The 18,075-nt window shown below is 72.2% G+C and carries 16 protein-coding genes; 4 read left to right on the top strand and 12 right to left on the bottom strand.

Annotated elements, in window-relative coordinates:
- Positions 1-45: 45 nt before the first annotated feature.
- The 6 genes from ACIG47_RS25905 to ACIG47_RS25880 all read right to left on the bottom strand — a co-directional run bounded on the left by ACIG47_RS25905 (position 46) and on the right by ACIG47_RS25880 (position 6,374).
- Positions 46-384, bottom strand: coding sequence for a helix-turn-helix domain-containing protein (locus tag ACIG47_RS25905; RefSeq protein ID WP_397433947.1), 339 nt, complete (start codon positions 382-384; stop codon positions 46-48).
- Between the two features lie 220 nt (positions 385-604).
- Complete coding sequence (locus ACIG47_RS25900; protein ID WP_397433946.1) at positions 605-1,624, bottom strand: serine hydrolase domain-containing protein; 1,020 nt, start codon at positions 1,622-1,624, stop codon at positions 605-607.
- Between the two features lie 158 nt (positions 1,625-1,782).
- Positions 1,783-3,243, bottom strand: coding sequence for an aminotransferase class I/II-fold pyridoxal phosphate-dependent enzyme (locus ACIG47_RS25895; RefSeq protein WP_397433944.1), 1,461 nt, complete (start codon positions 3,241-3,243; stop codon positions 1,783-1,785).
- An 11-nt stretch (positions 3,244-3,254) separates the two neighbouring features.
- Complete coding sequence (locus ACIG47_RS25890; protein WP_397433942.1) at positions 3,255-4,145, bottom strand: SDR family oxidoreductase; 891 nt, start codon at positions 4,143-4,145, stop codon at positions 3,255-3,257.
- A 79-nt stretch (positions 4,146-4,224) separates the two neighbouring features.
- Positions 4,225-4,791 carry an ankyrin repeat domain-containing protein gene (locus ACIG47_RS25885; protein ID WP_397433941.1) on the bottom strand — a complete coding sequence of 189 codons (567 nt, stop codon included), beginning with the start codon at positions 4,789-4,791 and terminating at the stop codon, positions 4,225-4,227.
- A gap of 137 nt (positions 4,792-4,928) precedes the next feature.
- Complete coding sequence (locus ACIG47_RS25880) at positions 4,929-6,374, bottom strand: MFS transporter (protein WP_397433940.1); 1,446 nt, start codon at positions 6,372-6,374, stop codon at positions 4,929-4,931.
- Between the two features lie 511 nt (positions 6,375-6,885).
- Between ACIG47_RS25880 and ACIG47_RS25875 the strand changes: the two genes are divergently transcribed.
- Genes ACIG47_RS25875 through ACIG47_RS25865 form a run of 3 tightly spaced genes read left to right on the top strand, consistent with a single transcriptional unit; the run spans position 6,886 to position 8,727 of the window.
- Positions 6,886-7,029, top strand: a complete 144-nt coding sequence (locus ACIG47_RS25875) for a hypothetical protein (RefSeq protein ID WP_397410256.1) — start codon at positions 6,886-6,888, stop codon at positions 7,027-7,029.
- On the top strand, positions 7,026-7,850 hold the full coding sequence (locus ACIG47_RS25870; RefSeq protein WP_397433939.1) for an SDR family NAD(P)-dependent oxidoreductase: 825 nt from the start codon (positions 7,026-7,028) through the stop codon (positions 7,848-7,850). Before ACIG47_RS25875 ends, ACIG47_RS25870 begins: the two co-directional genes overlap by 4 nt.
- A gap of 28 nt (positions 7,851-7,878) precedes the next feature.
- Complete coding sequence (locus ACIG47_RS25865; protein ID WP_397433938.1) at positions 7,879-8,727, top strand: helix-turn-helix transcriptional regulator; 849 nt, start codon at positions 7,879-7,881, stop codon at positions 8,725-8,727.
- Positions 8,728-8,870: 143 nt separating this feature from the next.
- Here the strand turns inward: ACIG47_RS25865 and ACIG47_RS25860 are convergent, their stop codons facing one another.
- From ACIG47_RS25860 to ACIG47_RS25850, 3 genes are all read right to left on the bottom strand, one after another.
- Positions 8,871-9,290, bottom strand: a complete 420-nt coding sequence (locus ACIG47_RS25860; protein ID WP_397410261.1) for a nuclear transport factor 2 family protein — start codon at positions 9,288-9,290, stop codon at positions 8,871-8,873.
- Between the two features lie 190 nt (positions 9,291-9,480).
- The gene (locus tag ACIG47_RS25855) at positions 9,481-10,662 is read right to left on the bottom strand and encodes an SLC13 family permease (protein ID WP_397433937.1); all 1,182 of its coding nucleotides are present in this window, start codon (positions 10,660-10,662) and stop codon (positions 9,481-9,483) included.
- A 147-nt stretch (positions 10,663-10,809) separates the two neighbouring features.
- The gene (locus ACIG47_RS25850; RefSeq protein WP_397433936.1) at positions 10,810-12,294 is read right to left on the bottom strand and encodes an MFS transporter; all 1,485 of its coding nucleotides are present in this window, start codon (positions 12,292-12,294) and stop codon (positions 10,810-10,812) included.
- An 89-nt stretch (positions 12,295-12,383) separates the two neighbouring features.
- Here ACIG47_RS25850 and ACIG47_RS25845 point away from each other — a divergent pair, with 89 nt between their 5' ends.
- Positions 12,384-12,986 (top strand): TetR family transcriptional regulator, encoded by a 603-nt coding sequence (locus ACIG47_RS25845; RefSeq protein ID WP_397433935.1) that lies wholly within the window; start codon positions 12,384-12,386, stop codon positions 12,984-12,986.
- A 222-nt stretch (positions 12,987-13,208) separates the two neighbouring features.
- Here ACIG47_RS25845 and ACIG47_RS25840 read toward each other — a convergent pair whose 3' ends face one another.
- The 3 genes from ACIG47_RS25840 to ACIG47_RS25830 all read right to left on the bottom strand — a co-directional run bounded on the left by ACIG47_RS25840 (position 13,209) and on the right by ACIG47_RS25830 (position 17,879).
- Positions 13,209-16,097, bottom strand: coding sequence for a M4 family metallopeptidase (locus tag ACIG47_RS25840; RefSeq protein ID WP_397433934.1), 2,889 nt, complete (start codon positions 16,095-16,097; stop codon positions 13,209-13,211).
- Between the two features lie 156 nt (positions 16,098-16,253).
- Positions 16,254-17,303 (bottom strand): LuxR C-terminal-related transcriptional regulator, encoded by a 1,050-nt coding sequence (locus ACIG47_RS25835; protein WP_397433933.1) that lies wholly within the window; start codon positions 17,301-17,303, stop codon positions 16,254-16,256.
- 213 nt (positions 17,304-17,516) lie between these two features.
- Positions 17,517-17,879, bottom strand: coding sequence for a hypothetical protein (locus ACIG47_RS25830; protein ID WP_397433932.1), 363 nt, complete (start codon positions 17,877-17,879; stop codon positions 17,517-17,519).
- Positions 17,880-18,075: the final 196 nt, after the last annotated feature.

Genomic DNA, 18,075 nt, shown 5'->3' with positions numbered 1-18,075 from the left:
CGGCCGGGGCACCGGGGGCTGAAGCCCGGAGCCCCGGCCGAGCCGTCAGGCGGCGAGCGCGAACGCCGCCTGGCACGTGGGCTGCCCCGCCGTCCCGCGCACGGGCACGGCCTGCCGGACGACGACCAGGCGGTCGGCGACCGCGAGGACCAGGTCGACCAGCTCGATCTCCAGCGCACCGGTGATCGCCGCGATCATCTCGCTCGACGGCTCCTTGACGCCGCGCTCGATCTCGGAGAGGTACTGGGGTGAGATCCCGGCCCGGCGGGCCGTCTGCTCCAGCGTCTCCCCGCGCAGGCGGCGGAGGTGGCGCAGACGTTCACCGAGCATGTGGCGCAGCAGCGGCTCGCGCCTCGGGCGTGGGGGCGGGACGGTTTCGGCCATGCCTGAGCGTAGGTCGGGGCCGCCGGCGGGCGGCGCGGGTTCTGCTGAGAGCAGCGGCGCGCCCGTTCTCCCCCACCGGCCAACCGGTGAGACCGCCGAGGTGCGGCGTTCCCAGCCACAGCATGGCCCGCGTGGCGCTCAGCAGGAGAACCACGCCCGGACAGCCGGCATGACCGTCGGGCGAAATTCGCCCCGCGGTGAGGAACGGGACAGCCGGAGTTCACGACCGGGGCGGCAGCACGTCCAGCCAGGAGTCCTGGAGCAGCGTCACGACGGCTCCCGACCCGAAGGTGCAGTTGCTCAGCACGGTCGCGGTCGTACGGGTGGCGGGATCGTGCGTCGATCGGAAGGCGACGCCCGCGTCGAAGCCGCCCATCACGACTGCCGGGTCCTCCGGGTGCAGCCAGAATCCGATGCCGTACCGCAGGTCCTCGTCCGGCACGTCCGAACGCGGGCGGGTCATCTCGGTGAGCACGTCGGATGGCACGATCGCACCGGCATGCAACGCCTGCCAGAACTGGTGCAGGTCAGCGGCCCTCGTGTAGGCGCCGCCGTCACCGTTGCCGCGCACCGGCAGGTGCAGCACGTTGCTCCGGTCGCCCTCCGGGTGCAGGTAGCCCAGGGCGGCGTCGCCGGGCAGCTCGTCCGACCGCAGGTATGCCGTGCCGGTCAGTCCCGCGGGCCGGATCACCTCGGCGTCCACGACGTCCTGGAACTGTCGCCCGGTGACCCGCTCGAGCACGATCGCCAGCACGACGTAGCCACCGTTGCAGTACGTGAACCGCGCACCAGGCTCGTGCTTGCTCGGCCGGCCGTCCAGGATCGGGAGGAACGACTCGGCGGTCTCCAGGGTGTGCACCGGGACGGAGAGGACATGGTCGGCGGGGTCCCAGTCGTCGTCCTCGTCGAGGTAGTCGCCCATCCCCGAGGTGTGGGTGAGCAGGTGCTCGATGGTGACGCCGTCGTCGATCAGGGGAAGATCGTCGCGGAGGAACCGGCGCACGGGGTCCTGCAGCCGCAGCGTCCCGGCCACGACCTGCCGCATTATCGCAAGGGCGGTGAAGCTCTTGCTGCCGCTCGCCATCGCGAACCGCGTGGCCGAGGTGTTGGGCACCCGCAGGGCACGATGCGCGAACCCGTAGGAGCGTTCCAGGACTCTGTGATCGTCGACGTCGACCGTCACGGTCCCGCTGAACGATCGCTCCGCCGCCACGGCGTCCAGCTCGGCAAGGCTGATCATTGTGCTGCCCTCTCCCTCCGGTGGCCGGCACCACGCCGGATCACGCCGTCGCGGTACGTTCCCATCCGGGTCCGGCATCGCACCAGCAGAAATCCGCCGAGCGGTGAGCGTCCCGGCACCGGCACCGGCGCCCGGCGTGCCGCAGCCGTGGCCGCCCGCTACCGCGCGACCACACGCAGGCTGGTCAGCTCGGGGTCGGCCGCGTCGGGAACGAGCATCCCGGCCGCCACTCCGGTGGTGAGGTACTCGACAGCCTCGGCGCCGACCACCTCTCCGGGGGCCAGCACCGGCACGCCCGGCGGGTACGGGCTGACCATCTCCGCCGCGACACGGCCGACCGCCTCGGTGATCGGCACCTGCTCGACCGGCCCGAAGAACGCGTCGCGCGGCGACATCGCCGTCTCCACCTCGAACGACGGACCCGGCGGCAGGGCGACCCTCGGCGGACGCTCCAGCGTGGGCGCCTCGCGGGGCAGGAGCGTCAGCGCGTCCACGAGCCGCTGCACCTCGGCGTCACCATGAGCATGCGTGAGGCGGACGCCGATCCGGCAGGCGTCGGTGGACCCGGCGTCGATCTGGCACCGAGCACGGAGCCACTCCCCCGCCTGGTACCCGGTGATCCCCAGCGGCCGGACGTCGATCGTGACCGCCAGGGGGTCAAGGTCCGCCGCGCCCCCGGGGCGAACGACCTCGCGGCCCATCACCTCGAGCCCCTCGAGCCCGTCCACCGCGGATCGGAGGCGCGCGGCGCGCTCCAGGGCGCCGCCCAACAGGTCGCGGCCTTGCTCGACCATCTGCCGCCGCCAACCGTCCAGCGTCGCGTACACGAGGCTGGAGGAGCTGGTCGTGCCCAGGAGGTCTTCGCGGGCCTGCAGCACCGTGGGGTCGATCCGACCGCCCTGCAGGTGAAACGTGGAGCTCTGCTCGATGGCGCCGCCCATCTTGTGCACGCTCGTGACCACCAGGTCGGCGCCGGCGTGCATGCCCCACGCCGGCAGGTCGTCGTGGAACGGCAGATGGGCGCCCCAGGCCTCGTCGACGAGCAGCGGGACGTCGTACTCGTGGCACACGCTCGCCGCACCGGCGATGTCGGCGCACGTACCCCAGTCGGTCGGCGAGATCAGGAGCATGCCCTTCGCGTCCGGGTGCTCCTCCAGCGCGGCCCGCACGTCGTCCGGCTCGGGCGGGTGGGCCAGGTGCAGGTGATCGTCGAAGTGCGGATGGACCCACACCGGATCGATCCCGCTGATGATCAGCGCGGCGATCACCGACTTGTGCGCGTTGCGCGACACCAGGAGCTTCTCGCCCGGACCGGCCACCGAGATCATGGCGCTCTTGACCGACAACGAGCTCCCGCAGGTGGAGAAGAACGCGTGCTCGGCGCCGACGGCGTCCGCCATGAGCTCCTGCGCCTGCGACAGCACCCCCTGCGACTGGCGGCGGTCGTCCAGGCCGTTGAGCATCAGCACGTCCGAGGTGAACACTCCCTCGCCGACCACCCCGACGACCCGAGGGTCCGCGCCTCTGCCCTGGCCGTGGGCCGGTGGGCCGAACACGACGTCGCCGCGCCTGCGGAACTCCTGCAGCGCCTCGAGCACCGGGACACGTGAGTGGTCCATGCCGCCTCCCGTCACAGCGAGCGACCACCCGTCACGCCGATCCGGTCGCCCGTGATGTAGCTCGACTCCTGGGACGCGAAGAACACGTAGGCGGGCGCCAGCTCGGCGGGCTGGCCGGCGCGGCCCAGCGGCGTGTCACCGCCGAACTGCTCGACCTTCTCGTCCGGCAGGGTGGCGGGGATCAGGGGCGTCCAGATCGGCCCCGGCGCCACCGCGTTGACGCGTATGCCCTCCGGCGCCAGCTGCTGCGCGAGCCCCTTGGTGAAGTTGAGGATCGCCGCCTTGGTCGTGGCATAGTCCAGCAGCTGCGGGCTCGGCTCGAACGCCTGGACCGATGTCGTGTTGATGATCGACCCCCCGCGGGGCAGGTGGTCCAGTGCCGCCTTCGTGATCCAGAACAGCGCGTAGAGGTTGGTCCTGAGCACCCGGTCGAGCTGGGCCGTCGTGATGTCGCGCAGACCACCGTCCTGCGACATCTGGTAGGCGGCGTTGTTCACCAGGATGTCGAGGCCGCCGAGCCCGGCCGCCGCGTCGGCGACGAGGCGGCGGCAGAACTCCTCGTCCTGGATGTCGCCCGGCAGCAGCACGGCTGTGCGGCCCGCGTCCTCGACCCACCGTGCCGTGGTGCGAGCGTCCGGCTCCTCCTGGGGCAGGTAGGAGATCGCGACGTCGGCACCCTCGCGTGCGAAGGCGATCGCCACCGCCCGCCCGATGCCGGAGTCGCCGCCCGTGATCAGTGCGCACCTGCCGGCCAACCGGCCAGAGCCCTCGTAGGTGGACTCGCCGTGGTCCGGCTGCTGCGACATCTCGTCCGTACGGCCCGGCGGCTGCAGGTCGTCCGCAGGCTGCTCCGGCTGCGGGTGCTGGGTGGTCGGGTCCTGTGGCGTGGTCTGGTCAGACATGTGCAGCTCCCCGGTCGACGTCGCGTGCACCGTCCAGCATCGAGCCGGACGTCGTCACTCGCACCGGGAACGGGCGGGGCTACATCACCTCGGGGCCGGTGTCGACCATCGGATAGGCGTCCATGCCGAGCGGTGGCGAGTAGGTGCCGTGCCAGCCGACGAGCGTGCGCTCCAGGTCGTCGACCCAGTACGTCTCGCCCGGCTCGATCTTGACCGTGCTGCCCGCGTACTGGACGACCATCGGCGCCGTGGCGACACGCCGCCGCCCCTCGCCCCACCGGTGGCTGCTCGGGAGCAGGTCCGCACTGGTCGGCGGCTCCCAGAGGTTGTCCGCCTCGATCGCGCCCTCGACGAGGACGGCGACCTCGGCATGGCCGCGCCGCCGTGCGACGTCGGCCGGCGTCTCCCCCTCCCTGCTGACGGCGCCCGCGTCCGCGCCGGAGGCGAGGAGCTCGGCCGCGGCGGCGCGGTCACCCGCGTACGCGGCCTGGTGGAGGAATCCCCAGCCGGACGACGGCTTCACGTGGTGGGCGCACTCACGGGCGAACGCCGGTGACGAGCGCCAGCCGGCGCGGACCGCCGGCCAGTCGCCGTTCTTGGCGAGCTCGTAGAACCGCTCGACGAGCTGCGGGGGCTCAGGGGGCATCTGCACGGTACCTCTCGACGGTCAGGGCTGGGCGGACGCGCGGGTCGGTGACGCGCACCGCCCATCGTGGCACGAGACACCCCGCGGTCGTCTGCGCGTGCGTCACGTATCAGCCGCCCGAGCGGCTCCGGCCACCGTCAGCCCACGTGCAGGAGCGGTCCCTGCTCCGAGGCGGCTGCCTCCTTCATCGCGTTCTTGCCGATCAGCACCGCGGCCACCACCGCGGCCGCGACAAGGATGCCGGCCGCGGCGAGGAACACCGCGGAGTACCCCTCCACCGCAGCCTGCGCCGAGGCGGGGTCGTCGGCGTTCGCCGTGACCGCGACGTACAGGGCCGTCACGACGGCCAGGCCGATGGACCCGCCCACCTGGTTGGACGCGTTGGCCGTGGCCGCGGCCGCACCCGCGTCGTGCGGGGCGACGCCGAGCAGGGAGAGGTTCTGCAGCGGGACGAACGTGAAGCCCATGCCGACGCCCATGACCAGCACGCCGGGGAACACCTGGGCCCAGTAGCTGCCGTCGACGGTGATGAGGCTCAGGTACGCCACACCCAGCGCACTGATGAGCGGACCGAAGATGAGCTGCCGGCGCGGGCCGATCTGGTTGAGCAGCCTCGTCGCGAACGGGACCGTGACCATGATGCCGCCGGTGATCGGCAGGCTCGCCAGCCCTGCGAGCAGCGGGCTCAGGCCCAGCACGATCTGCAGGTGGAAGGTCAGGTACAGCATCGCCCCGATCATCACCGCGCCGGCGATCGCCTGCAGCAGGAACGCCGCGGCACGCGCCCGGTGCCGCACCACCCGCAGCGGCAGCAGCGGGTGGTTGGACCGGGACTCGACGAGCACGAACGCCGCCAGCAGGACCAGCCCGAGTGCGAGCATGCCCAGCGTCGCCGCCGACGTCCACGACTCCTCGGCGAGCGTCAGACCGTAGACGAGCGCAGCCAGGCCCGTGCTGACCGTCAGCGCGCCCAGCACGTCGTAGCGGCGGTCACCCTCGGCGCGGCTCTCGGTCAGCAGCACGAGCGCCGCGACCACGCCGGCCGCGACGAACGGCACGTTGACCAGCAGGCACCACCGCCAGCTGAGGAACTCGGTGAGCACGCCGCCGACCAGCAGCCCGACGGCGGACCCGGCACCGGCCACCGCGCCGAAGATCGCGAACGCGGTGTTGCGCTCCCGGCCGTGCGGGAACGTGACGGTCACGATCGCCAGCGCGGCGGGCGCCATGAGCGCCGCGGCGACGCCCTGGACGCCGCGGGCGACGAGCAGCTCGGCGCCCGAGTGCGCCAGACCGCCCCACGCCGAGGCGGCCCCGAACAGCACCAGGCCCAGGACGAAGGTGCGGCGGCGCCCCCAGAAGTCGGCGATACGCCCGCCGAGCAGCAAGAACGCACCGAAGGCGAGGGCGTAGGCGGTGACGACCCACTGGCGTGCCGTGTCGGACAGCGCGAGGTCGGTCTGCGCGCTGGGCAGCGCGACGTTGACGATGGTGCCGTCGAGGACGACGAGCAGCTGGGTCAGGGAGACGGTGGCCAGGATCCACCAGCGCCGCGCGGGCGCGGCCGAGGCAGGCAAGGTCAAGGGAGTGTCCTTCGACGAGTGGGGCGTCCGGGGTTTCCAGCCCCGATCGGCGCTCATCGGCACTCGACCAGACCCGACGCTGTTGTCGGTCAGACGGGGAGAGTGTAGACGACGCCGGGCCACGCAGGCCCGACGGCTGTGGACCTCCACGTCGTTCTCAGGTGCTGGTCATCACCTGCCTCACGACCTTGATGATCTCGTCGAAGGTGTCGTACCGGCCGGGACTCCCCTGCAGGAGCCACAGGTACGTGTCGGCTTCCGCGTCCGTGACCGTGCCGGCCCGGATCGGGCTGAGAGAGATGCTCGTGTCACAGGATCCCCCGTCGACGGCGCGCCCCGGCCCTGCCGGACCGTCGCCCGGCCGGCCGGAACAGATGGTCGCGCCGAGCCGGCTCCAGCCTGCCCGCCCGGCCTCAGTCTGGGATCGGCAGGTCCTGGATGTCCCGGCTGACGGCAGCCAGCCTTGGGGCAGCGCTCACCCGGCAGTCACCTACGAGAGGAAGAGAACCCCATGCCGACGCATGAGGAAGCCAAGGACAGGGTCTCCGTGCACGAGGGCCGCGCCCGTTCGCACAGCACCGGGCCCGTGCTCGTCGTCGACGTCGGGAAGGGCGCGGCCGACCTGTCGAGCGCCGGCTCGGGGAACACGGCATGAGGGTGCTCGTGACGGGCACGTCGAGCGGCATCGGCCGTGCGATCGCCGTCAGGCTCGCGGAGCGCGGTCATGACGTGGTGGCCGGGGCACGGCGCGTCGCCGACGCCCCCACCCACCCGCGCATCCGCCCTGTGGCGGTGGATGTCACCGACAGCGGGCAGCTCGCGTCCCTGGCGGACGGCATCGGCCCGCTCGGCGGCGTGGTGAACAACGCCGGGATCACCGTCGCCGGTCCGCTGGAGCACCAGCGCCTCGACCGCCTCCGGGAGCAGCTGGAGGTCAACGTCGTCGCGGTCGTGGCCGTGACCCAGGCGTTCCTGCCCGCGATCAGGGCAGGACACGGACGCCTGGTGATGATCGGTTCCACGAGCGGTCTCGTCACCACGCCGCTCCTGGGCGCCTACAGTGCCTCCAAGTTCGCGGTCGAAGCGGTCGCGGACGCCTTGCGTCAGGAGCTGGCGCCGTGGGACCTGCCCGTCGTGATGGTCAATCCCGGCAGCTTCACCTCACAGAACCGGTCGAAGACGACGGCGATGGTGGAGGCAGACCGCGCCGTCATGAGCGCGTCCGCGGAGCGCCGCTACGGGCAGGCCCTGGACGCGCTCGCCCGGTTCAACAGGTCCGTCGAGGCGAGGGCCGGCGACCCCGAGCGGGTCGCCGCCGTGGTCGAGCGGGCGCTCACCGCGCGTCGGCCGCGGCCGCGCTACATCGTCGGGGCCGACGCGCGCACCCTGGTCACCATGAAGCAGCTCCTGCCGGCCAAGGTGGTCGACGCCGTGCTGTCCAGGATCATGGGCCTGCCGCGCCAGGCCACGGGCTGACGGGCCGGGTGCTGGTTATAGTCGCTCCATGGCCGACACCGCTCGGCGCATGAGGACTGAGCTCGGCGCCTATCTGCGCAGGTGCCGCGAAGCAACGGAACCTGCGTCCCTGGGCCTGGCCCGCGGCCATCGGCGCGTCGCAGGACTACGACGCGAGGAGGTGGCGACCTTCGCGGGCGTGAGCATCGACTACTACACGCGCCTGGAGCAGGGTCGCGAGGTAAACCCCTCCCCGCAGCTGCTGAACGCCCTGGTCGGCGTGTTCCGGTTGAGCGAGGACGAACGTCTTCACCTGTACCGCCTGGCCGGCGCAGACGTGGTGCAGCAGCGATCTCCGCTGAGCGAGGACGTGTCGCCCGAGATCCAGGGACTTCTTGACCGGTGGTCGCTGAACCCCGCGTTCGTCTACAACGAGAGCCAGCAGATCCTCGCGACGAACTCCCTCGGCCGGACGCTGTACCAGGGCTTCTCGCGTGCGGACAACTTCGCCAGGATGATGTTTCTCGATCCCTTCGCGAGGAACTTCTACGTGGACTGGGAGCGTGTCGCGCTCGAGACCGTGGGGGCGCTCCGCCAGGCGTGGGGCAAGGCGTCGGTACGCGGCGACATCCAGGAGCTCGTCGACGACCTCGCCGAGGCCGACGCCGACTTCGCAGAGATGTGGGGTGCGCACGTCGTGATCGGCAAGAGTCACCAGACCAAGACACTGCTCCATCCGGTGGTCGGGCAGCTCGCGCTCGAGTTCCACGACTTCGTCGTCCCCGCGGCGCAAGGCCTGCGCCTCCTGGTCTGCGACGCGCGACGAGGGAGCGAGGCGGAGGAGTCGTTGCAGCGGCTCACCACCCTGAGCCCTGACGCCCAGGCACCAGTGCCTTGAGCGCACTCGCGCCGGCCGCCCGTCCCCCGGGACGCTCGGCGCGCTGGATCCCCACGACCGCGGCGAGCCGCACGACCACAGCGAGCCGCGGGACACCGCGGCTCGCTGTGGTGCTCTCCTCCGGGAGGAGCAGCTCGCGTCCGTCAGACCGTCACACGCTCGACGATGTCGTAGTAGGCGTGCAGGTCGAGCCACTCGATGCCGGACACGACCTTCCCGTCCTTCATGGTCAGGATGTAGAGGTATCCGTTGTGGTACGGCTTGCCGTCCCGAGCACGACCCGTGCTGTCGATACGGATGATGACATCGTCGCCGTCGGCCCACAGGCCTCGTGGCGTGATCGCCAGCGGCCCGTCGAGACGGTCGAAGAGCGCCTTCTCCGCATTCTCGTGCAGGTCCTTCAGACCGCTGTACTCACCGGCGACAGGACCGTGGCCGGCGATCGTCCAGGTCGTGGACTCGGTGAAGATCTCCGTGAAGAACCTCGTGAAGTCCTCCGCCCCTTCGGCCAGGGCAGCCTGGACGACCTCCAGGTTCGATTCCTCCTGGGGGGTGTACCGCATCGATTCCTCCAATGTGCAGTGGTTGTCGCGCCGAGGCGTGCGCCGTGAGGACGAGAACCTCGGCACAGGCAACGTATGGACGCCGCGTCCTTCGCGGGAGGCCGCGCTCTCCATGGGTGTGCCACACCCCCGCACCGCCCCTGTCCGAGGTAGTCACCACCGTGACGGTGGGCGGCGAGCGCCTCCGCGACTATCCGCCCACGATCGCCAGCGCCAGGGCGGCCAGGCTCACCGTGGGCACGGTCGCGACCAGACCCCAGGCGGCGAAGCGTCGCCACGGGAACGTGACGCCGAGCGCGACGACGCGCTGGTGCCACAGGAGCGTCGCCAGTGACGCCCAGGGCGTGACCAGCGGGCCGAGGTTCACGCCGATCAGGAGAGCCATGAGCACGACAGGGTCGCCCGCGGCGATCGGTTCCAGCACGAGGTAGGCGGGCAGGTTGTTGACGCCGTTGGCGGCCAGTGCGCCGAGCCCCGCGACGCGCAGCAGCTCGCCCGCGCCGTGGCCCGCGCCGGTCACCGACGTCAGCAGGGCCGTGAGGCCGTGGGCGTGCGCCGTCTCGACCAGGACGAACAGCGACGCGGCGAGCCCGAGGGCCTGCCACGGCACGAGCGCGGGCCGCAGAGCGCTCCGACGTCGTAGGAGGAACAGGACGACGAGCACGACGACGGCGGCGGTCGCGGGGACCCACACGTGCGGTGTGACCGCGAGCAAGGGCAGCAGCACCAGGAGGACCAGCCCGGCGCCCCAGAAGAGCACGGGGTCGGAGGGCACGCGCTGCGCGGGGACCTGATAGGTCGAGAACAGGACTTCCCGGTACAGGAGGGTGAGGATCATGACGGGCACGACGACGCCGACGAGGGCCGGCGCCCAGCTCAGCGCGAGGAACGCGAAGGGGTGGTCGCCGATCGCGGGTGCCGCGAGCAGGTTGGTCAGGTTGGACACCGGCAGCAGCAGCGAGGCCGTGTTCGCCAGCCAGATGGTCGCCAGCGCGAACGGCAGCGGCGGGATCCGGATGCTCTGTGCGAGCAGCACGACGAGCGGCGTCAGGATGACCGCGGTGGTGTCCAGCGACAGGAACACGGTGCTGACCACGGCCAGCAGCACGACCCACACCCACAGCACGATCACCCGGCGCCGGCCCCAGCGGCCGAGGAGCTGCGCGAGCACCTCGAACACCGAGGCGTCCCGTGCGAGCTCGGCGACGATCGTGATGGCGACCGCGAACCCGAGCACGGGTGCGGTGCGTGCACCCAGGGCCCGGGCGTCCTGTGCGGGCAGCAGGCCGCTCAGCACGCACGCGGCCGCGAGGGCGGCCATCCCGAGGACGATCCATGTGCTCAGACCGAGCCTGCTGCGTGCGCCGTTCACGCGCTGAGCATACGGAGCGCGGCATGATGCCGTACCGGGCCTGTGGTGCCGGCGGCCTTCTCAGGTGCTGGTGTTCACCCGCCGGACGACCGTGATGTCGCGCGGCGCGGCGGGTCGCGGGTGGACCGACCGGCTCCCGCGGCCGGGTCACGCAGGCTCGGCCGCGCCGTCCTGCCGGTCCGCCCGTGACCGGGGAATGAAGGCTGCGACGATCACACAGACGACCGCCGCGCCGAGCCCGAGCGTCAGCGTGAGCAGGAAGCCGTCCTCGCTCGGTCCCGTGACGCCGTCGACCGTCGTGGCGGACAGGGCCAGGACCGCGCCGGCGACGGCCGCGGCGATGCTCGTGCCGAGCGAGCGCATGAGTGCGTTGAGCCCGTTCGCGGCCCCGGTCTCGTGCACGGGCACCGCCTGCATGATGAGTGCCGGCATGGCCGCGTAGCCGAGGCCGACCCCCACACCGAGGACGACGTTGACGGCGAGGATCTGCCACGCCGCGGCATGGAAGACCAGTGCGAGCCCGTAGGCCAGGGCGAGGACCACCGCGCCGATGATGAGCAGCACCTTGGCGCCCCAGCGCCGCTCGACCTTGCCGGCGACGGGAGACATGGCCATCATCGCCAGCCCCGAGGGCGCGAGGACGAGCGCCGCGACGGTGAGCGTCAGCCCCAGCCCGATGCCGGTCACCCGCGGCAGCACGAGCAGCTGCGGGAGCACCACGCTCGACGCGAACAGGGCGAAGCCCATCGCCACCGAGGCGAGGTTGGTGAGCAGGACCGGTCCGCGCACGCTGACCCGCAGGTCGACGAGCGGATCCTGCACGCGCAGCTCGATCACGCCCCAGATCGCCAGCACCACCACTCCCCCGGCCAGCATGGTCAGCGTCCGAACGTCGCCCCAGCCCCACTCGCCGCCGCGCGAGACGGCGACGAGCACGCCGACGAGCCCGAGCGTCAGCCCGACGATGCCGGCGACGTCGACGCGCCCGGGTGTGCTCAGCGCGCTGGACGGCACGAAGACCGCGTAGCCCACGAAGGCGAGCACGGCGATGGCGGCCGCGACCCAGAACAGGGCGTGCCAGTCCAGGTGCTCGGCCACGACCGCGCTCAGCGGCAGGCCGAGCGCGCCGCCCACGCCGAGCGTCGCGCTGACGAGAGCGATACCCGCGCCGAGCTTCCGCGGCGGCAGCACGTCGCGCAGGATCGCGATGCCCAACGGGATGACGCCGGCCGCCATGCCCTGCAGCGCCCGCGCGACGACCAGGGTCACCACGTCGTTCGAGAGGCCGGCGAGGATCGCACCGAGCGCCTGCAGCAGCAGGAGCGCCATGGCGACCCGGCGCTTGCCGAACATGTCACCGAGCCGTCCCGCGACGGGCGTGCAGACCGCGGCAGCCACCAGGGTCGCGGTGATCGCCCATGCGGTGTTGTCGCTGGTGGTGTCCAGCAGCTCGGGCAGCTCACCCTGGATCGGGATCAGGATCGTCTGCATGAACGAGGCCCCGAGGCCCGCGAAGGCGAGCACGGCGAGGATCGCCCGCGGGCCGCGCCGACGAGCGCCGGCACCTCCCGCTGCGTGCGCGCTGCCGCCGTCGGGGGCAAGAGGGATGTCCCTGGTCGGTGTCTGGGTCATCGGTCGTTCGTCCGTCTCTCTGATCGTGTCGCGAAGATGAGACGATGTCTCATCCGGCAGATACAGTATCACCCTGTAGACTTCGGTTCATGGTCCACGATGTGCGCGATCGCAGCCGCGAGATCCTGCGCGCCGAGCTGGCGGACGCCGCCGCCACCTTCTGCGCGGAACACGGCTTCGACAAGGTCACGGCCACCGAGATCGCCCAGGGCATCGGCGTCTCGCGCGCGACGTTCTTCCGCTACTTCGCGTCGAAGGAGGACGCAGTGGTCTCCGCGGCGCGAGGCGCCGCCGCACGCGGCTCCTTCGCGCGGCGCATCGCCGAGACCGTCGATGTGGCCGAGCCCGGCTCGAGCGTGTGGGCCGTCATCCGCAGGGCGGCCGAGTCGATGAGCGACATGGCCGACGCGCGCGGAGACGCGCTGCGGGCGCGCATCCGCATGATCACCGACGTACCCGCGCTCACGGCGCACCTGGCTTCCCAACGGCGCAGCGATCAGACGGCCGTCGAGGACGTGCTGCGCGAGCGGCTCGGCGACGACCGCGCCGCCAGCGCGCTCGCCGCCGCAGCGGTCGCCGCCGCCGACCTCGCCTGGCAGGAGTGGGCCCGCACGCCCGGCTCCCGGCTGCGCCCCCTGCTCGACGCCTACTTCACGGCGCTCGGCGACGTCGCGACGGCGACGCTCGGCTGATCCGCCGGGCCGTCACCACCCCGCGGACGCACCGGCTCACCGGCGCCCAGCCCTTTCCACCGCAGGCACCTGCCAGGCTCCAGCTCCTGGACGCTCGAGCTCGCGGAGACGCCGGTCACGGGGACGGCATGAAGCCGCAGCCCGGCACCCGGGTGTGACGGTCGCACCGAAGAACGGCTCGGCCTGCCGGGACCGACGTCCCGGCAGGCCGAGCCCGCGGGATCAGCAGCGCTTGGCGCCCGACGCGACCGCCAGCCCCGTGACCGAGGTCGCCGTCGACTTGAAGACGACGGTCCGGCCCTCTCCCGCGGACGCGAACATCTGCGCCCCCGGGCTGCAGGAGGCAGCGCCGACGTACTTCCCGTCCGGCGTGTACTGCACCAGGCGCGGCATGAGCCGGTCCGAGGGGAGGGTGGCGTTCATCCACTCCTCCATCGGGGCCTCCTCGGTGATGGTGAGCGTCGTGTCCGACGCGGTGAGCAGCCAGGCCCGCTTCGCCTGCGGCGAGGTCTCGTGGAACAGCACCTTGCTGCGGCCGGTGGCGAACGAGTACGCCCGCACCGAGTTGTGCCAGGCGCCGGCCTCCGTGTAGCCGGGATCGAGGTCCGTCACCCAGTACGCGCCGCGGGTGGTGAGCTCCGGATAGCTGACGCTCTCGGCGCCCGTGTCGAGCCCGGCCAGGACCGTCCTGCCGGTGCGGGTGTCGAACACCTCGGTGCCGAGCGCCCAGTCCCAGCTCCCGTCCTCGTGCTCGAAGACCTCGTACCGGACGTAGGCGATCCGGCCGTCCTTCACCGTGGGCGCGGTCGCCGGGCCGAACCAGTCGTGCTCCACGGTGCGAACCTGACCAGAGCTGCCCGTCAGGTAGCGGACCTCGTCCATCCAGGTCTCACGGTTCAGCTCGGACCACGACGTGACGCCGCCGTCCGTCCCGAGCCCGTTGACCGGGTTCGTGGTGCGGTAGAGCACCTGCTTGTACCCGCCGGTCACCGGCGCGGACATGATCCGGTAGTCCGAGTAGTCCGCGGCGACGGAGAGCCAGACCACCCGCTTGCCGTCGGTGTGGGCGAACCCGTTGGTGCGCCCGTCGTTCCCGGACACCTGCCGCGGCTCTCCCCGGCCGTCGGTACGGCCCACCCAGATCGACGGCGGCTCGGAACCGTCGGCGCTGGACCGCGGCACCGCCCACCAGCCACCGCCCGTGGACGGCTGCATGTCGACGTAGAGCCCGGTGTCGACACGGTCGAGGAGCAGCGTGGTGCCCTTGCCGGGCAGGGTCTCCTCCCACTTCGCGGTGACCCCGCGGGAGTCGAACGCCCGCTCCACCACCTTGAGCTGCCTGCCCCCGAGCCCGAACGACCGCGCGGACGCGATCACGGCCTCCCGGCCGTCCACGAAGTCGGACAGCGGCGTGAGGTACTCGGTCAGCGCCCGGTAGACGATCTTGTCGGCCAGGTCGCCGCCCAGCGCCTCGCGGACGTCCCACAGCGCGCCGGAGACGATGGTCGAGTTGAGGTGCACGCCCCCGTAGTCGAAGCGCGCGTCGGTCTCGATGAGGTGGTTGAAGTCCGCCGTCGTCATGCCGTCGTCGAGGTCGCGGAGCGCGCAGTCGACCGGGGCCGTGGTGCGGCACAGGTCGCCGCCCAGGAGGCTCGCCTCCGGGTCGCTCATCGGGATGCCGGACACGTCGACGTCGATCGCGTTGCCGAAGTAGTCGGCGATCGCCTCGTTCAGGGCACCCTGCTGCCCGGTGTAGAGGAAGCCCGCGGTGTGCTCCACGACGCCGTGCGTCATCTCGTGGCCCACCACGTCGAGGTCGGCGGCGAGCGACTTGTACTCCGCGTCACCGGTCCCGTAGACCATCTTGGTGCCGTCCCAGAAGGCGTTCACGAACGGGTTGCCGCCGTAGGTGATGCCCACGAAGGAGTCGATCGGCATGCCGGCGCCGTCCAGGCTGTCGCGCCCGTGCACGGTCTTGTAGTACTCGAAGACCTGGGCCGCGGCCCAGTGCGCGTCGACGGCGCCGAGGTCGGTCAGGTCGGCACCGAGCGTGCTGGACGACGAGACGAACGGCGCGATGCCCTCGGGCCACGTACCGGCCGTGTCGAAGTAGTCGTGCTCCGTGGCGTCCCACGTGGTGACCGGCACCGTCCGCCCGTCCGCCACCGTGTGCGTCAGGTCGACCGTGCGGTACGTACCGGTCGCGTCCTCCCGCTGCAGCGGGACGTCGACGACCGTGCCGTCGGCCTTCGTGCCCGTGCCGACCACGTCGGTCACACCGTTGCCGGACGGCGGCGGTTCGGTGGCGGCGCCCGTCCCCGCTCCGGCCGGGCGCGCACCGGCGGCCTGTCCGGGTGCGGCCAGCGTGCGCAGGCGGCTGGAGGTCAGCAGCATCGCACCCGTGGTGGCGCTCACGTACACGTCGGTGAGCACGGGCTCGCCGGTGACCGGCGCCGCGCCGCTCACCACGACGTGACGGGCAAGGACGCCGGTCCCGGCCGGCACGACGGCGAGGCCTTCGTCCGTACCGGTCAGACCGGCCTGTGCCGCCGACGGAGCCGTGCCCGGCTTCACACCGCCCGCGACCACCGCCGTCCCGGCCGACAGGCTCTTGCGGACCGAGTCGACCGCCCGGTCGACGGCCACCCCCGCAGGCAGCGTCTCGGCCGTCGTGTCGACGTCCAGCTCGGTGAAGTACGAGCCCGAGGTACCCGTGACCGTCCGTTCACCACCCCGCTTCTCCATGCGGACCACGTACTGGCCGCCCACCACGGGAAGCTTCTTGTACCGCTGGTCCAGCCGCACGGTCTCGCGGGCGCCGTCCCGCTCGACGTCGGCGGTCACCAGCGTGGCGCCGACGTTCGCGATCGCGTACCGCGACCGGTGGTCGGTCAGGTGGGACCTGGCCGCCTGGTCGGGCGTGACGGTGGCGTCGACCGGCTCGTCGAGCCCGTCCACGAGCCGGGGCGTCTCGGTGCCGGGCGCCGGGTCGGCCGCCTCGGCGTCCGCGGGAGCGGCCGCCGAGGCCGCGTGAGCAGGGGCCATGGCCCCGAGCAGCAGCGCCGTCAGCGCGATCGAGACGACACCACGACGGTGTCCTGGGAAGCGCATGGTTCCTCCTCCGGCCCTGACGGGCCCGTGTCGAGTGCTGTCCTGGAGAGAGCCGGTCGCCTCGTTGCGCCCTGTTGGGGCACAACTGTGCTGAGCGGCCTCGGGCCCGACAAGGAGGAGGATGCGCAATTGCGCAGATGAGCAGAGAGCGGAGCGTCACGCGTGCATGCGCGGCAGGAGGCCGCGCTCGGCGGCGAACAGCCCGATCTGGAACCTGGTGCGCGCGCCCAGCTTCTCCGCGAGCGCGGTGATCTCGGCCTGGACGGTGCGCCGGCTGATGTCGAGGGTCCGGGCGATCGCCTCGTCGGTCAGGCCGCCGGCCATCAGGTCGAGGATGGACCGCGTGCGGTCCTCCAGCGGGACCGGGGAACGGTGCCGGACGGGCTCGTCGCCCTCGTCCGACGGCGCCCCGGCGCCGCGGAGCTCCCACAGCGCCTGCGGCACCGCCGCCTCCCAGAGCCGTTCGAAGAGCTCCAGGAGGGCCCGCACCAGCGCGGGCGAGTGCACCACCAGCGACGCGACGCCGGCGTCGTCCCCCTCGGCGGGGAGCAGCGCGATCCGCCGGTCCACGACGACCAGCTTGAGCGGGACCTGCGGCAGCAGACGCAGCCCCGCCCCGGTCGACCGCCCGCCGAGCGCCGTCTCCAGCGACACCGGGTCGGTGAACGTGGAGCTCTCGTACACGCTGCGCATCGTGACCGCCGGGTCCATGGCGGGCCGCTCCCCCTGGGTCTCCGGCGTGACCTTGAGGTACGGCGGCCGGGCGAGGTGCAGCACCTCGTGTGTGGCGGTCTCCATGAGCTGCCAGTACAGGGCGCTGACCTGCTGCGCCCCCACGACGACGTCGACCAGGCCCGTGCCCGCCACCTGTCCCGTCGACACCTGGTAGGACCGTTCGATCTCGTCGACGTGCAGCTCCCAGACGGCGAGCTCCAGCCGCCGCTGGGCGAGCAGCCTGGTGAGCACCGACCGCGGCGGGAACGCCGTCCACCGCCCGCCCGCAGGATCCCCCGGCGCGCTCACCCGGACGACGAGCCGGTCCCGCTCGAGCGCAGCCAGCGCTCCGCGCACCTCGTCGATGCCCAGGCCCAGTGCCCGGGCGATCTCCGCCTCGTCGACCTCGCCTCGCCCCGCGAGGTGGTGGAGCACGCGGACCGGTGGTGGCGTGGCCACGCCCAGGGACCGCTGCACGTCGTCAGAGATCATGTCGGCCTGCCTCCTTGGCACACGTGGTCGTGCCAAGCCGCCGTCGCCTCGGCCACGGGCGGTCGCCCTCGCCAGCTTTCCGGAGACGATAGCTCGTCGTGGTGCGCACGCCGCCCTGTTTCACCCGCGGGACGGGGCCGGTCGGCCCGATGGCGGCGAGCCGCGCGATCGGTGCGCGCACTCCCCTGCTGACGAGACCGGGCAACGAGCACCTCAGCGCACGAGAGCCACGCCTTCAGCTGCGGACGACCCACGCCTGGTCCGCGCGACCGACGCACCGGCACGCGCGGCGTCACGATCACCGGAGAGCTCGGGTGCGGCGGACTGCAGGAACTCGACGACGGCCTCGGCCGGCACCTCGCACGGCTTGAGCACGGCTCCTCGGGTGGTGACCCACACGTTCGCGCTGAGCTGCTGCGCGTCACTGAGGCGTTCGGCGCTGATCGTGACGACCTTGCCGTTCGCACGCGTCGTGCGGGTCACGCCCCAGGCCTGTCCTGAGACCCGCACCCGGGACCATCCCTCGGGAACCTGGTCGACGAGTGCGTCCAGCGCCTGGCGCTGTTGCTGATCCATCGGGTCGTGTCCCTTCGCAGACGATGTCACCGCTCCGCCGCGGGCGGTGCCGCCCGCGCCCCACCGGCCGCCGGTCCGGGACGGCCGGGAGGTGGGTCGCGGGCGGCGGGTGGGGTCAGCCGAGGCGTTCGCCCGAGGTCGCGGAGAACACGTGGGAGTGGCCGGCCTGGATGGCCACGGAGATGACGTCGCCCTT

It is taken from the genome of Promicromonospora sp. NPDC052451 (assembly GCF_044547525.1).
Taxonomy (GTDB): domain Bacteria; phylum Actinomycetota; class Actinomycetes; order Actinomycetales; family Cellulomonadaceae; genus Promicromonospora.
Note: the sequence above shows the minus strand (reverse complement) of the source record. Positions and strands in the feature narration are given on the sequence as shown.

What these genes read in the sequence shown, in the direction of transcription:
- ACIG47_RS25845 (WP_397433935.1), top strand. Translation starts at nt 12,384, where the DNA reads ATGGTCCACGATGTGCGCGATCGCAGCCGCGAGATCCTGCGCGCCGAG.
- ACIG47_RS25905 (WP_397433947.1), bottom strand. Translation starts at nt 384, where the DNA reads ATGGCCGAAACCGTCCCGCCCCCACGCCCGAGGCGCGAGCCGCTGCTG.
- ACIG47_RS25830 (WP_397433932.1), bottom strand. Translation starts at nt 17,879, where the DNA reads ATGGATCAGCAACAGCGCCAGGCGCTGGACGCACTCGTCGACCAGGTT.
- ACIG47_RS25840 (WP_397433934.1), bottom strand. Translation starts at nt 16,097, where the DNA reads ATGCGCTTCCCAGGACACCGTCGTGGTGTCGTCTCGATCGCGCTGACG.
- ACIG47_RS25885 (WP_397433941.1), bottom strand. Translation starts at nt 4,791, where the DNA reads ATGCCCCCTGAGCCCCCGCAGCTCGTCGAGCGGTTCTACGAGCTCGCC.
- ACIG47_RS25875 (WP_397410256.1), top strand. Translation starts at nt 6,886, where the DNA reads ATGCCGACGCATGAGGAAGCCAAGGACAGGGTCTCCGTGCACGAGGGC.
- ACIG47_RS25860 (WP_397410261.1), bottom strand. Translation starts at nt 9,290, where the DNA reads ATGCGGTACACCCCCCAGGAGGAATCGAACCTGGAGGTCGTCCAGGCT.
- ACIG47_RS25900 (WP_397433946.1), bottom strand. Translation starts at nt 1,624, where the DNA reads ATGATCAGCCTTGCCGAGCTGGACGCCGTGGCGGCGGAGCGATCGTTC.
- ACIG47_RS25850 (WP_397433936.1), bottom strand. Translation starts at nt 12,294, where the DNA reads ATGACCCAGACACCGACCAGGGACATCCCTCTTGCCCCCGACGGCGGC.
- ACIG47_RS25895 (WP_397433944.1), bottom strand. Translation starts at nt 3,243, where the DNA reads ATGGACCACTCACGTGTCCCGGTGCTCGAGGCGCTGCAGGAGTTCCGC.
- ACIG47_RS25870 (WP_397433939.1), top strand. Translation starts at nt 7,026, where the DNA reads ATGAGGGTGCTCGTGACGGGCACGTCGAGCGGCATCGGCCGTGCGATC.
- ACIG47_RS25865 (WP_397433938.1), top strand. Translation starts at nt 7,879, where the DNA reads ATGGCCGACACCGCTCGGCGCATGAGGACTGAGCTCGGCGCCTATCTG.
- ACIG47_RS25835 (WP_397433933.1), bottom strand. Translation starts at nt 17,303, where the DNA reads ATGATCTCTGACGACGTGCAGCGGTCCCTGGGCGTGGCCACGCCACCA.
- ACIG47_RS25890 (WP_397433942.1), bottom strand. Translation starts at nt 4,145, where the DNA reads ATGTCTGACCAGACCACGCCACAGGACCCGACCACCCAGCACCCGCAG.